10 protein-coding genes are annotated in these 14,531 nt (G+C 44.2%); 3 read left to right on the forward strand and 7 right to left on the reverse strand.

The features are described from left to right. Positions 1–75 precede the first annotated feature (75 nt). The 3 genes from MHM87_RS04250 (at position 76) to MHM87_RS04260 (ending at position 3,835) form a co-directional block, all read left to right on the forward strand. Complete coding sequence (locus MHM87_RS04250; protein WP_239257846.1) at positions 76–981, forward strand: LysR family transcriptional regulator; 906 nt, start codon at positions 76–78, stop codon at positions 979–981. 103 nt (positions 982–1,084) lie between these two features. Beyond that, the gene (locus MHM87_RS04255; protein ID WP_075177070.1) at positions 1,085–1,882 is read left to right on the forward strand and encodes a UDP-2,3-diacylglucosamine diphosphatase; all 798 of its coding nucleotides are present in this window, start codon (positions 1,085–1,087) and stop codon (positions 1,880–1,882) included. 165 nt (positions 1,883–2,047) lie between these two features. Then, positions 2,048–3,835 (forward strand): lysophospholipid acyltransferase family protein, encoded by a 1,788-nt coding sequence (locus MHM87_RS04260; protein WP_275443139.1) that lies wholly within the window; start codon positions 2,048–2,050, stop codon positions 3,833–3,835. A gap of 76 nt (positions 3,836–3,911) precedes the next feature. Here the strand turns inward: MHM87_RS04260 and dapE are convergent, their stop codons facing one another. From dapE to tig, 7 genes are all read right to left on the reverse strand, one after another. Further along, the gene (gene dapE, locus MHM87_RS04265; protein WP_239257847.1) at positions 3,912–5,087 is read right to left on the reverse strand and encodes a succinyl-diaminopimelate desuccinylase; all 1,176 of its coding nucleotides are present in this window, start codon (positions 5,085–5,087) and stop codon (positions 3,912–3,914) included. Between the two features lie 532 nt (positions 5,088–5,619). Continuing rightward, complete coding sequence (locus tag MHM87_RS04270; RefSeq protein ID WP_239257848.1) at positions 5,620–7,512, reverse strand: SurA N-terminal domain-containing protein; 1,893 nt, start codon at positions 7,510–7,512, stop codon at positions 5,620–5,622. Positions 7,513–7,825: 313 nt separating this feature from the next. Beyond that, positions 7,826–8,098, reverse strand: coding sequence for a nucleoid-associated protein HU-beta (gene hupB / locus MHM87_RS04275; protein ID WP_012518978.1), 273 nt, complete (start codon positions 8,096–8,098; stop codon positions 7,826–7,828). 322 nt (positions 8,099–8,420) lie between these two features. Continuing rightward, positions 8,421–10,772 (reverse strand): endopeptidase La, encoded by a 2,352-nt coding sequence (lon, locus tag MHM87_RS04280; RefSeq protein WP_039228334.1) that lies wholly within the window; start codon positions 10,770–10,772, stop codon positions 8,421–8,423. Positions 10,773–11,113: 341 nt separating this feature from the next. Then, positions 11,114–12,388: an ATP-dependent protease ATP-binding subunit ClpX gene (gene clpX, locus MHM87_RS04285; protein ID WP_014950146.1), complete on the reverse strand. Its 1,275-nt coding sequence runs from the start codon at positions 12,386–12,388 to the stop codon at positions 11,114–11,116. Positions 12,389–12,462: 74 nt separating this feature from the next. Next, a complete protein-coding gene (gene clpP, locus MHM87_RS04290; RefSeq protein WP_014950147.1) occupies positions 12,463–13,092 on the reverse strand; it encodes an ATP-dependent Clp endopeptidase proteolytic subunit ClpP in 630 nt (209 codons plus the stop codon). Between the two features lie 98 nt (positions 13,093–13,190). After that, positions 13,191–14,495, reverse strand: a complete 1,305-nt coding sequence (gene tig, locus MHM87_RS04295; protein WP_239257849.1) for a trigger factor — start codon at positions 14,493–14,495, stop codon at positions 13,191–13,193. Positions 14,496–14,531 lie beyond the last annotated feature (36 nt).

Raw genomic sequence — 14,531 nt, forward strand, 5'->3', positions numbered from 1 at the left:
ATTAACATTTAAGCCAGTGTACTCTGTTTAATAATAAATAAAAATGATGCCTTATTATGGAAACCCATAAATGATATGCATGGAAAATTAGACCTAAATTTGTTTGTTGTGCTGCGCGCGGTCTACGATCAGGGCAGCATTACGAAAGCCGCCAACGCACTGCATATCACTCAGCCTGCGGTGAGTCACGCCTTAGGTCGTCTGCGAGAGAAATTTGATGATCCGCTGTTTATTCGTCATGGACGACAAGTCGTGCCTACCCCATTTTGCCAAGGCATTATTGCATCGGTTGTGAAATCAATAGAAACCCTTGAAAGTACGTTAAAAGGTAAAGTGGGCTTTGATATAAGTGATAAACCCCGTCAGGTGAACCTTGGCTTAAGAGATATTTTAGAATCTATATTTTTTCCCGTGCTTATTCCTCAGCTTGTTAAACATACTCCCAATATCACGGTGAATAGCAGACAGGTTACCTGGCCCGAGCTTGCTCCCTCGTTAGCCGCCAAAGAGCTTGATATCGTAATTGACGCATTAGTTCCCACCAGCCGTGACATTCGTTCACAGTTAATCTGCGAAGAAACGTTTGTCGTGGTATGCGCGCCTAGCAATAGCTACGTAGATAACCCGAGTATCAAGAGCTACTCAGTTGCACAGCATGCGCTTGTATCTTTAAAAGACTCTAAATTAGATACGGTAGATCTAGCCCTTGCTCAGCACAATTTACATCGCAACATCGCATTGCAGTGTGAACACTACTTTGCCGCCGTTAACGTAGTTAGCCAATGCGATCTTTTGCTGACCATGCCAACGCGATTCGCCCAACAATTCAGTAATAAATTCGATATCGAAATTCTGCCCCTTCCATTTGACGTCCCCCCACTCCCCGTGCACATGTACTGGCACAAACACGCCGATGAAGACTTAGTGAATGTATGGATGAGAGAGAAGCTTTTAGACGTGGCGAATAAGTTGGGGTTGTAGCGCGTATTTGTGTTGCTGTAACACAATGGTCAAGCAAGCGTCACGGTAGTGTCAATTTGCAAACCTATAGTGGCGATCCAAGGCATCGCTTTGGGAAACCGCTATGAAAAAGACACACTATCGAACACTTTGGCTTTCTGATATCCATTTAGGAAATCGCGACTGCAAAGCTGAATACTTACTTTCCTTTCTGGATAGCATAACCGTAGACACCCTCTATTTGGTGGGAGATATCGTTGACATGTGGCAAATGACCAAGCAATTTCGCTGGCCACAGGCGCACAATCAAGTCATGCACAAATTCATGCAAATGAGCCAAGACGGCACGCGTGTGGTGTACTTACCCGGCAACCACGATGAACCAATTCAGTCTTATTCTGGTATGGCATTCGGTGATATAGAAATAGAACGAGAGTTGGTTCACACCACAGCACAAGGGAAGCGTTATTTAGTCTTACATGGCGATCAGTTCGATGGCGATGTAACTATGGGCAAATTCCATGCGTGGATTGGCGATAAAGGTTACGACCTTTTGCTTTTTCTAAATAGAGAGTTTAATCGCCTACGCGCGTGGCGCAAGCGAGAATATTGGTCACTTGCGGGCTATATTAAAAAACACATTAAGGGAGCGAATGAAGCCATCGCCCGTTATCGAGAAGCATGCTGCAGGCGCGCCGATGAAATGGGGCTCGACGGTGTTGTGTGTGGCCATATTCATCACCCTGAAAGCAGCTTTGAAAACGGCATTCACTACATTAATGATGGGGACTGGATAGAAAACTGCAGTGCATTGTCAGAAGACGTGAACGGTAACTTATCTCTTATTCATTACCTTGATTCATTAGAGTCAGCCACCGTAACACCAATTACAACCAAAACCTCTCGCTCAGAAGCAGCATAGCTGACATTACACAAATGGGGCTGTAACGGCCCCTGACTTTTGCTACTCACCAAGCAACAGGTGAATTCCAACCCCGTCCATCAAGGTTAGGGCCTGCTGACCTGTGCCTCATAGATTGGTCAGCAGGTCATAGTTACAACTTTTTAACACTGTCAAATAACTGCCATGAAACTGTGTGAAAAGCGTCACATTGCCCTGCTATTGTTCGCCAAAACCGGAAGAGAAACAGGTTCTATGTTTACTGTAAACGACGTACTGAACAAGCATTACCCTCAAGTAGCAAATAACCCCATTCTATTTAAGTCGCTGTCTTTCGTATTAAGGCACCTTCTTCACGAACGTGAAATTACCGAATTTGGTGAAACCTATCCGCATTACGAAGATATCGATTTCGTAGAGCAAGTGCTTGAATATTTTAATATCAGCTACTCCACGCGCGATGTAGAAAAAGAGCGCATTCCAAGTGAAGGTAGAGTGGTGATTATTGCTAACCATCCGATTGGCTCACTCGACGCACTTGCGCTTATAAAGCTGGTTAGTGAAGTACGTCACGACTTGAAAGTGGTCGCCAATGAAATGCTTATGGCCATTGAACCGCTTCACGATATGCTGTTACCTGTAAACAATATGCAGGGAGGCACACCAAAACAGCATTTATCGGCAATTCAAAAACACCTTAACAGCGACGGCGCCATACTGATTTTTCCTGCCGGTGAAGTTTCTCGATTACGCCCACAAGGTGTTCGCGACACCAGATGGCACACGGGTTTTTTACGCATTGCAAAGCAAGCAAAAGCACCGATATTGCCGGTTTATATAGACGCGAAAAATAGCCCGCTTTTTTACGGCGTGTCCATGGTGTACAAGCCATTAGCCACCGCGCTGCTCGTTAAAGAGATGTTCAAACAGCGTAAGAAGCATTTACCTATGCGCATTGGCGAACTTATTCCATTTGAAGCGTACCAGCAAACCAATATACCGTTAAAAGAGCAGGTAAAGCTGTTTAAGCGCCACTTGTATCGCATTGGCAGTAACAAGAAAGGCGTATTTGAAACCCAGGCTTCTATTGCCATGCCAGAAGACAGAAAAGAACTGGCCCGCGCTATGCGAGACTGCGAACATTTAGGTGAAACTGGCGACGGAAAATCTATTTACCTATACCAACACAAAAGCTGTTCACCGATTATGCGAGAGATTGGCCGCCTGCGCGAAGTGGCGTTTCGAGCCGTGGGCGAAGGTACCAACAAGCGTAGAGACATCGATCAATACGACTCCCACTATTATCACCTTGTACTTTGGGATGACAACGATTTAGAAATTGTGGGCGCCTACCGCTTTGGCGATGCTGAGCTTTTGACAGCGCCAAACCACCCTACCGGGCTCTACTCTGCGACCTTATTTAATTACGGTAAGGACAACGATAAACTCTTCAAAGAAGGCTTAGAGCTAGGGCGAAGCTTTGTCCAGCCTCGCTATTGGGGAAAGCGTAGTTTAGATTATTTGTGGTTTGGTATCGGGGCATTTTTAAGCCGCTACCCAAAGTATCGCTATCTGTTTGGTGCGGTGTCACTCAGTAATGCCTACCCTGAACCCGCTAAAGATTTATTGGTACAATTCTATTCCACGTACTTTCCTGCCAAGTTTGGCGAAGCGACCTGCAAGCGACCTTATCAAATGGCGAACGACGCGTTACATCAATTTACAGGTAACGATTACAAGGCAGAATTTACGCAGCTAAAGCATTTACTGGCTAACATGGGCGTAAACGTACCAACGCTGTATAAGCAGTATTCTGAAGTGGCTAAAGACGGCGGGGTGGCATTTTTAGGCTTTAATGTCGACCCAGATTTTAACGACTGTATCGACGGACTGGTGGTGGTTGACATGCAAACACTTACTGAGAAAAAGCGCAAACGCTATCTAACCGATATTCAGCTTAAAGCCACAGCCTAAGCGAAGAGGGAGCTTCTGACAAACGCTCCCTTTCTCATTTTACGGCCTTCCGCTTTACTGAAAATTTCAGAAGTCGTTATCGCTCGCCGACATACTTAAGAATGTCGGTATAAATATCTTCAAGAGTGAGCAAATCAGACACATGAATGTGTTCGTTTATTTGGTGAATGGTGGTGTTTGGCACACCCACTTCAACCACTTGTGTGTGCTCACTAGCAAAAAAACGCCCGTCAGAAGTACCACCAGATGTACTGATAACAGGGTAACGCCCTGTAGCGCCCTTTATCGCTTTTTCTACGCAGGCAATTAAGCAGTGCTCCGCATTACTGTTAGGCTTGCTCAAGTAAGCTTCACAGGGTCTTGAAAAGCTAACTTCGGCTTCTGTATCAATGCTATTGATAATACTGCGCAGCAATACCGATAAACTGTTTTGATTAAACTGCCACGAATATCTGACATTAAACTCTATACGAACAGCACTAGGCACTATGTTATCAGTGAAGCCTCCCGTGTCCATATGTGTTATTTGAAGCGAAGTACCAGGGAAATCATCACTCCCCTCGTCAAATGGGTGCTGTGTTAGCGCATTAATCACGTTACTCGCTTTGTGGATAGCATTTACCGCTGTCTTTGGATAAGCCACGTGACCTTGTTTTCCTGCAATATGGATAGTGCCGGAAAGTGAGCCTCTGCGTCCAATCTTAATCGTATCGCCGGTTGATGCAGATGCAGAAGGTTCACCGACTAGGCACATATCAAGCTGGACATTTTTAGATGCCAAATACTCAGCTATCCATTTAGAGCCCCACTCCGCCTCCCCTTCTTCATCACTGGTGATTAGCCACCAGAAAGAGACCTTTTCCTTATCTAACGAGGTAATGGTTCGCTCTGTGGCCGCTAGCATGGCTGCGATGCCTGTTTTCATATCGGCAGCACCACGTCCATATAATTTATTTTTGCTAATTACGGGACTAAAAGGCGGTGACTTCCACTTATCAAGAGGACCTGGGGGCACTACATCAGTATGGCCGCTAAATGCAAAGTGATTCGGGCCCTTCCCCCACCTGGCGATGAGGTTGCTCACACCATTAATTGTGTATTTTTCACAAAAGAAACCGAGCTTTTCGAGCTTGTATATCAGGTAACTTTGGCAACCAGCGTCCTGTGGGGTAATCGACGCTCTTGCCATAAGCACTTCGGCAAAATAAATACTGCGAGCTGGCGCTATGGAAGGTAAAGGCTGAATTGACATGCATAAGAAACCTTTATGAAACGTGAGTCTATTACACAAATGTAAAGTGACACGGCAATAACAGATTTACGACAATGCCATGACAGCGGACAAAGTAACCTGAAGCTAAAAATAATAAAGGGTGATAACAAGGAAGGCGACAATGGGTGAGTTGGCGACTAGGACTGGCTCGTTAAGATTTGTCTAAATCAACGCGCGTTGTTATAACTAGAACATAACTTAAAGAAAGGCATTACTGTGTTAAAAATCATTGTTTTAATACCCCTTATTTTGTCACTACTCTGGTTTGGCTATTTACAAGCCAACAAATACACTCTGGAGCAAGGCAAGCAAGGGTTTCTGTACATATTTGTGTTATCTGGTGTTATTGCGGCATTTTATACACTGATGCTGTTCTTAACGAACTAACGCACTTCAAATAAATAGCCAATCACTGTGTTGTAAAAAAAGCCAGCATCTATGAAAGAGGCTGGCTTTTTTGTAATTACCGGTGTCACTGTTAGTCGCAGCGACAGCTTTTATGCAGCAGTGCTTATAGCGTCTGTGAGATAGTCACTTCTGCATTTGCGCGAAGCGCATCAATATATTGTTGATAAACGCGCTGACCTTGTACCTGAGCAAGGCGCTGCTTCAGGCTTTCACCCAACTCATTCTCAAGCTCTGGTGCTGCGTTAACGTTTTCAAGCATAACAACAGCAACGTCACCGTTTACCGTTGTTGCAACATCAACTTTATCTTCGCCTTCAAGGGCAAGAGAGAAAAGCGTGTCAACGAGTGCACGTGCAAGTGTACCGCCCGCTCTCGGAACAGCAGCTGCTGTCTCCCAAGACACAGACTTTTCAGCTAGCTCGCCTTCAACGCTTTCTCCAGCACGCACTTTTTGTGCGATATCAAACGCCCAAGCTTCTGCAGCTTCTTTTGACTTTTCAGCCTTAACAGAGGCTTCGATGCCTTCGCGTACTTCTTCAAGAGATTGAGTACGCTGAGGCTGATGCTCAATAACACGCGCAACAACAACGGTTTCGTCGTCTAGTTCTATAATATCGCTATTAAGCCCTTCATCAATAAGTTCAGAAGAGAAAGCAACGTCTAGTAAACCAGGGAAGCTTAGATCAGCGGGTGCGGTGTTGCGACTAAATACCACTGACTCTTGCACAGGCAAATCAACCGCGTTCGCTGCATCTTCTAACGTATCAGGTACTTCAAACGCAATTTCAGCTAACGTATTTTGAAGCTCAAAGTACTTTTCCATAGCTGCGTCATAAAGAAGCGTATCGCGAATCTCACCCGCTACTTCATCGAAAGATTTAACTTGTGCTTCTTTTAAGTCTGTCAACTTGATGATGTGAAAACCAAACTCGGTTTCAACTACGTCGGATACATCGCCAACATTTTGTAAAGCAAAAGCTGCTTCATCAAACGCTGGGTCCATCATTTCTGGCGTAATGAAGTCTAGGTCACCACCGTTTTCGGCAGAGAATGTGTCATCAGAGTTTGCTTCTGCAAGAGCCGCAAAGTCTGCACCGTTGTCGAGTTCTGCTTTTAATGATTCTGCTTTTGCTTTCGCTGCATCGGCATCATCGCCCGCTTCGATAAGAATATGAGAAACACGGCGCTCTTCTTCTTTGCCGTAGCTTCCCAGGTTATTTTCGTAGTACGTGCGAACCGCTTCTTCATCAACCGAAACGCGATCTTTCAAGTCATCGACACTTAACTTAACGTAAGCAAGTTTAACCTGCTCGTCAGTATCGAAAGAGGCGATGTTGTTATTATAAAAAGCTTCAACATCCGCATCTGTCACTTCAATTGAGCCGGCAAATTCATCAGAGCTCACTAGCACGTATTTCGCATCACGAGTTTGGCGCTGTAGCGCATTCGCTTGCTGTACTTCACCGTCCAACGCAAATGAAGAATTCGTTAGCGCTGCAGCCAACTGGTTTTGTGTCATTTGAACGCGCAGATAATCACGGAAATCGGCTACTTGAAAACCGTTTTGACGAAGAATGGCTTGGAAACGTTCGTTATCGAACTGACCACCAAACTGGAATTCAGGCATTTGTGTTATGGTTTCGCGAATTTGTTTATCACTTACGCGCAATCCCATGCCCGTCGCTTGTTGCTGAATTAATTTTTCAGCAATAAGTCTGTCCAGTACATTTCTTCTGAAATCTGCGAGGTATTGCTCACTAGAGAAAAGCTGTGCGATGCTTTCGCCGTATTGTGACTCCATTTGTGCACGCTGATTCTGATATGCACGCTCTAGTTCTTGTGCCGAAATTTCTTCGCCATTAACAGTAGCTACTGCAGTAGTACCTGATGATGTTAGGTAGCTACCTACACCTGCGAATACGAAACTTAAAACGATAAGCGCGATAATCGCCATCGCCCATGGGCCTTGAGAACCTTCTCTGATTCTTTCTAGCATGATTGTTCTTCAACTCCGTTGCTTACTACAGTTACCTCAAACCATCACAAATCCGTGAGTGCGAGATAAAATAAGCGCTGATTATAACCCAATGCTGCCGAATATAAACGACCAAAACACACTATTTGTACTGTCTTTCGTTAAGTTCGAACGTTGCGAGGACATGTATAAAACTCATCAAGCCTCGTAGGGTTATTTCTACTCTTAAAATATTGGGGTCAGAGTCATTACTCTGACCCCAATATTGAATTCTTTGTTTTAGAAATAAAAAAGGCGATGGACTAGCCATCGCCTTTTTCTATAATTTTTGTGCTTAGTTACAAGCGTCTTTCAGTGCTTTACCAGCTTTGAAAGATGGAACTTTCGCTGCTGAAATCTGAATAGTCTCACCAGTTTGTGGGTTGCGGCCACTGCGAGCTGAACGTTCGCGAACTGAGAAAGTACCAAAGCCTACTAGTGCAACTTGGTCGCCGTCTTTAAGCGCCGCAGTTACTGAGTCAGTGAATGCGTCAAGAGCGCGGCCAGCAGCTGCTTTAGAAATGTCTGCACCAGCAGCGATTTGGTCGATAAGTTGAGACTTGTTCACAATTATGATCCCCTTCGATTGTTATTATACTGTTTGTCCAAAACGATTTTGCTTGAACGTTATAGCAAGCTTGATTGTTAACATCAAGCTTCAGTCACAAATAATTAACTTTATTAATGAATCGCTGCAATCCCTTTTGTGGCAAGGCTTCAAGCGAATACCACTTAAAGGTAACACAACTTTTGCGACTTGAAAGCCCTAATTTTAAAAAAATCAGTTTTTCTTTCGCGCAATGCACATTTTTTGTTCAATTATTGCAATTTTATAGCAAAAAAACGGCTACACGCCTTTAAAAACAAAGGATTGTAGCCAGTCGATTAAGTTATTTTTTAACCACCTTGACGCTTTCTACAGGTTCCTGCAGTGCAATATCAAGAACTTCATCAATCCACTTAACCGGATGGATTGATAAATCTTTCTTCACGTTGTCTGGAATTTCTTCCAAATCACGCTCGTTATCTTTTGGAATAACGACAGTTTTAATGCCGCCTCGATGCGCAGCTAATAGTTTTTCTTTAAGTCCACCAATAGCAAGCACCTCACCACGTAGGGTGATTTCACCGGTCATAGCTACATCGCACTTCACAGGGTTACCCGTAAGTGACGAGACAAGTGCAGTGCACATAGCAATACCTGCGCTAGGGCCATCTTTCGGCGTAGCACCTTCAGGTACGTGCACGTGAATATCACGTTTCTCGTAGAAGTCATCGTTTATGCGAAGCTTTTCTGCACGACTTCTTACCACCGTCATAGCAGCCTTAATAGACTCTTGCATGACATCACCTAAAGAACCCGTTGATGTCATTTTGCCTTTGCCCGGAACCGACGTTGTTTCAATGGTCAGTAAGTCACCACCTACCTGCGTCCAAGCAAGTCCTGTAACTTGGCCAATTTGATTGTCTTTGTCCGCTTTACCGTAGTCAAAGCGTTGAACGCCAAGATAGTCCTTAAGGTTATCCTGTGTTACGACTACTTTGTCTTTGCTTTTCTTAAGCAAAATATCTTTCACGGCTTTACGGCATACTTTCGACACTTCGCGCTCTAAGCTACGAACCCCGGCTTCACGGGTATAGTATCGAATCATACCGATAACGGCAGAATCGGTAATTTCCAACTCCTTCGCTTTAAGCCCATTGCGTTCCATTTGCTTACCAATTAAATGGTTCTTTGCAATGTTGAGTTTTTCATCTTCTGTGTAGCCAGATAGACGAATCACTTCCATACGGTCAAGTAATGGGCCTGGAATATTCATGCTGTTAGAAGTGGCTACGAACATAACGTCTGACAGGTCGTAGTCGACTTCCAGATAATGATCACTAAAGCTATTGTTTTGCTCTGGATCTAGTACTTCAAGCAGCGCTGACGCAGGGTCGCCTCGCATATCTGATGACATCTTATCGATTTCATCAAGTAAGAAGAGCGGGTTTTTAACCCCTACTTTCGCCATTTTTTGAACTAGCTTACCTGGCAATGAACCAATGTAAGTACGACGGTGACCACGGATTTCAGCTTCGTCACGCACGCCACCTAGTGCCATACGCACATATTTGCGACCTGTCGCTTTAGCAATCGACTGGCCTAGTGAAGTTTTACCTACACCTGGAGGGCCAACAAGACACAGAATTGGGCCTTTTAGCTTCTTAACACGCTGCTGAACGGCTAAATACTCAAGAATGCGCTCTTTCACTTTTTCAAGGCCGTAGTGGTCTTCGTTAAGCACACCTTCTGCGCGGGAAAGATCTTTCTTAACCGGCGAGCGCTTGTTCCACGGCACGTTAGTCAGCCATTCAATGTAGCTTCGAAGCACGGTAGCTTCTGCAGACATTGGTGACATCATCTTAAGCTTTTGAAGTTCAGCTTTCGCTTTATCTTCCGCTTCTTTAGGCATTTTAGCGTCGGCTATCTTTTTAGATAACGCTTCAAATTCGTCAGGTGCGTCATCCAGTTCACCCAACTCTTTCTGAATAGCCTTCATCTGCTCATTCAAGTAGTACTCGCGCTGGCTCTTTTCCATTTGCTTTTTAACGCGGGTACGAATTTTCTTTTCGACCTGCAGCAAATCAATTTCGCCTTCCATAAGCGCCATCAGATATTCAAGACGCTCATTGACGCCCTGCATCTCTAACACTTTTTGCTTTTCAGTAAGCTTAAGAGGCATATGTGCAGCCATGGTGTCGGCTAAACGAGGCGCATCTTCAATGCCATTTAGTGATGTCAGTACTTCTGGTGGAATTTTTTTGTTTAGCTTTACGTAGCCTTCAAACTGAGAAACCGCAGAGCGAATAAGCACTTCTTGTTCGCTCTCATCAATCTCTTCATCAGTTAGTTTGTCTACATTAGCAACAAAGAACGGCTCTGATTGCTTATAGCTTTCAATTTCACCGCGTACACTACCTTCTACCAGCACTTTAACCGTACCGTCGGGTAGCTTTAGAAGTTGTAGGATAGTAGCAATAGTACCGACGGTATAGATGTCGTCCGCTTCAGGCTCATCTACGCCAGCGTCTTTTTGTGCTACTAGAAAAATTTGTTTGTCATTATCCATTGCCGCTTCTAGACAACGAATTGATTTCTCACGCCCAACAAATAGGGGTATGACCATATGCGGGTAAACAACCACGTCCCGCAAGGCAAGCACAGGAATTTCAATGCGATTTTCACGCTCAACTGTCATACTTGTTCTCAATTAGTTTGAAATGTCATTTTTATATGGGGATGCAAGAGCAAAGTTCAATCGAAACTTATTAAAGTGCGTTAATTCCTTAACCTTACCTTCCCTGCTCTAGGGCCTGTTGACCTTAGTATAACCATTATCGATTTTGCCTCGAATGGCAATACTAAACGCAAAAATCTAGTAGAAAGGATAGCGAGATTTGTTTTAACCGCTCAAATATCACCCACTTTCAAGGTATACCCTTTGTTTAAACGTAGATCAGATTAGACAACGAAGTCTGAAACTTTGGCTGTTAAAAACAAAAAAAGGCCCTGAAGGGCCTTTTTTCACAAAACCAGCATCTATTCAGAGGCGGCTTTCTTTTCGTTGCTGTCGTAAATCAAGATAGGTTTTGATTCACCGCGAATAACGGTTTCATCAATAACAACTTTGCTCACGTCTTCCATTGAAGGAAGGTCGTACATAGTATCAAGCAAAACCGCTTCAACGATTGAGCGAAGACCACGTGCGCCTGTCTTACGATCCATTGCCTTTTTAGCAATAGCATTAAGTGCATCGTCACGGAACTCTAGCTCTACATCTTCCATCGAGAACAATGCACCATATTGCTTGGTGATTGCATTCTTAGGCTCGCGTAGAATTTGAATTAGTGCTTCTTCATTCAACTCTTCAAGGCTTGTTACTACCGGTAGACGTCCAATGAACTCTGGAATCAGACCATATTTCACTAAGTCTTCAGGCTCAACTTGCTTAAACAGTTCACTGATTTGTTTGCTGTTGTCTTTCGACTTAACCGTAGCACCAAATCCAATACCCGTGTCTTTTTGTGCGCGTTGCTCAATAACTTTATCAAGACCAGCAAACGCACCACCACAGATGAACAATATCTTAGAGGTATCAACCTGCAGGAATTCCTGCTGTGGGTGCTTACGTCCACCTTGCGGAGGAACAGACGCAACCGTACCCTCAATCAGCTTTAGAAGCGCCTGCTGTACACCTTCACCCGAAACGTCACGAGTGATAGATGGGTTGTCTGACTTACGAGAAATCTTATCGATTTCATCGATGTAAACAATTCCGCGCTGCGCTTTCTCTACGTCGTAGTCGCACTTCTGCAGTAACTTCTGGATGATGTTCTCAACGTCTTCGCCCACGTAGCCAGCTTCAGTTAGCGTGGTTGCGTCAGCCATGGTGAATGGAACATCAAGCAGGCGCGCTAGGGTTTCCGCTAGCAGCGTTTTACCACTACCGGTAGGTCCTATTAGCAAAATATTACTTTTGCCAAGTTCTACGCCTTCGTGAACGTCGCCATTGCGCAAACGCTTGTAGTGGTTATATACCGCTACTGATAATACCTTCTTTGCATGTTCTTGCCCGATAACGTAATCGTCTAGGTGAGCATGAATTTCACTTGGTTTAGGTAAAGCGTCCTGCTTTTGCTTAGGCGCGATTTCCTTAATTTCTTCGCGAATGATATCGTTACATAACTCAACACACTCGTCGCAAATGAATACCGACGGGCCTGCTATTAACTTTCTTACTTCGTGTTGGCTTTTGCCACAAAACGAACAGTACAGTAGCTTATTATCACCGTCACCGCTTTGCTTATCACTCATTACTTTTGCCTCTGCCTTGCCTGAGCCGAAAACCAAAACGTGCTATGCACTGGCTCAGGTCTACTATAACTATACTACTTAGTTGCGGCTACGTCAGATCGATTTGCTAAAACTTGGTCAACAAGGCCATATTCTTTTGCCTCAGTTGCACTCAAGAAGTTATCACGGTCTGTGTCACGCGCGACTTTTTCATAGTCTTGACCAGTATGGTCCGCCATAAGGCGATTCAATTTCTCTTTAATAGACAGAATTTCTTTCGCGTGTATTTCAAAATCAGATGCCTGACCTTGGAAGCCACCAAGCGGTTGGTGAATCATAACGCGCGAGTTAGGTAGACAGTAGCGCTTACCTTTTGCTCCTGCAGATAGTAGAAATGCGCCCATGCTTGCAGCTTGGCCCATACATACTGTACTCACGTCTGGCTTGATAAACTTCATCGTATCGTAAATTGCCATCCCAGCAGTTACGGAGCCGCCAGGTGAGTTTATGTATAGGAAAATATCTTTCTCTGGGTTTTCAGCTTCTAAGAACAACATTTGAGCAACGATGAGGTTGGCCATGTGATCTTCAACTTGTCCTACCAAGAAAATTACGTTTTCTTTCAATAGGCGAGAATAGATGTCGTATGAGCGCTCACCTTTAGAGGTTTGCTCAACAACCATAGGAACAAGTGCGTTCATTGGGTCAAACGGGGTATTAGTCATAGCTACCTTGATTATCTAGCGTTAAAAACAAAAATGCTCGGAAGGCTCCGAGCATTTAAGCAGTTGCTGACAAGTAATGTCAATCAGACAGTAAAAAATTACGCCTGTTTGTTCATAACCTCGTCAAAAGCCTTAGTTACTTCTGTAACTTTTGCTTGCTCAAGAACCCACTCAATAGCTTGTTCTTCTAGTGCAACGTTTTGCATTTGCTGCATAAGCTCTTGGTTATTGTTGTAGTAATCAATAACTTCTTGCGGATCTTCATACGCTGAAGCAGCAGTTTCGATCATCTCGTTAACTTTAGCTTCGTCTGCTTTAAGTTCGTTCTGCTTTATCACTTCACCTAGAAGAAGACCAATAGATACGCGACGTTTAGCGTTGTCAGTAAACAATTCAGCTGGTAGGTCTGGAAGGTTCTGACCACCGCCTTGCTGGCTGAAACGTTGCTTAGCTTGCTCGCGAAGTGCATTCACTTCTTGATCGATAAGCGCTTGAGGAATATCAATCTCGTTAGCTTCAACTAGCTTAGCAATAACGTCTTCTTTAACTTGCGCTTTTAGCGTCTGGTTTAGTTCACGCTGCATGTTCTTACGAACTTCTGCTTTAAGTGCGTCAACACCGCCTTCTTCAACACCGAATAGTTTAGCAAACTCTTCGTCAACTTTTGGAAGGTTTAGGCCTTCTACTTTCTTAACGGTAGTTTGGAAAACTGCATCTTTACCTTTTAGGTTTTCTGCGTGGTAGTCTTCAGGGAAAGTTACTTCGATAGTCACTTCTTCACCCGCTTTCGCGCCAACAAGTGGCTTTTCGAAACCAGGGATCATGCGATCTTTACCTAGCTCAAGAGCGAAGTCTTCTGCTTTACCACCTTCAAACTCTTCACCGTCGATAGAACCAACGAAGTCGATGATAACTTTGTCGTCTTTCTTCGCTTTACGCTTAACTTCTTTCCAAGTTGCGTGCTGCTTCTGAAGTGTTTCCATCATGTTATCTAGATCTTCGTCAGTAATTTCTACTACTGGTTTTTCGATTTCGATATCGCTAACACCTTTCACTTCTACTTCTGGGTAAACTTCGAAAGATGCTGTGAATTCTAGGTCCTGACCGTCTTCGTCTTTAGTCAGTTCAAACTTCGGCATACCAGCAGGCTGAATTTTTTCTTGAATCACTGCTTGGTAGAAGTTTTGCTGCATAACATCGCCAGCAACTTCTTGGCGAACAGCTTGGCCGAAACGCTTTTTGATTACGTTTACAGGAACTTTACCTGGACGGAAGCCGTTGATGCGTTGTGTTTTCGCCAATTGCTGTAGACGTGACTTAACTGCTGAATCAACCGTGTCAGCTGGAACGGTGATAGTAAGACGGCGTTCTAAACCCTGGGTCGTCTCGACTGAAACTTGCATTATGTTACCTCAACTATACGCCTTTACAGGCGTTTT

Origin of the sequence: Alteromonas sp. Cnat3-28 (genome assembly GCF_022348265.1) — a bacterium.
Lineage (GTDB): Bacteria > Pseudomonadota > Gammaproteobacteria > Enterobacterales > Alteromonadaceae > Alteromonas > Alteromonas macleodii.

What these genes read in the sequence shown, in the direction of transcription:
- MHM87_RS04250 (WP_239257846.1), top strand. Translation starts at nt 76, where the DNA reads ATGCATGGAAAATTAGACCTAAATTTGTTTGTTGTGCTGCGCGCGGTC.
- MHM87_RS04255 (WP_075177070.1), top strand. Translation starts at nt 1,085, where the DNA reads ATGAAAAAGACACACTATCGAACACTTTGGCTTTCTGATATCCATTTA.
- MHM87_RS04260 (WP_275443139.1), top strand. Translation starts at nt 2,048, where the DNA reads ATGAAACTGTGTGAAAAGCGTCACATTGCCCTGCTATTGTTCGCCAAA.
- dapE (WP_239257847.1), bottom strand. Translation starts at nt 5,087, where the DNA reads ATGTCAATTCAGCCTTTACCTTCCATAGCGCCAGCTCGCAGTATTTAT.
- MHM87_RS04270 (WP_239257848.1), bottom strand. Translation starts at nt 7,512, where the DNA reads ATGCTAGAAAGAATCAGAGAAGGTTCTCAAGGCCCATGGGCGATGGCG.
- lon (WP_039228334.1), bottom strand. Translation starts at nt 10,772, where the DNA reads ATGACAGTTGAGCGTGAAAATCGCATTGAAATTCCTGTGCTTGCCTTG.
- clpX (WP_014950146.1), bottom strand. Translation starts at nt 12,388, where the DNA reads ATGAGTGATAAGCAAAGCGGTGACGGTGATAATAAGCTACTGTACTGT.
- clpP (WP_014950147.1), bottom strand. Translation starts at nt 13,092, where the DNA reads ATGACTAATACCCCGTTTGACCCAATGAACGCACTTGTTCCTATGGTT.
- tig (WP_239257849.1), bottom strand. Translation starts at nt 14,495, where the DNA reads ATGCAAGTTTCAGTCGAGACGACCCAGGGTTTAGAACGCCGTCTTACT.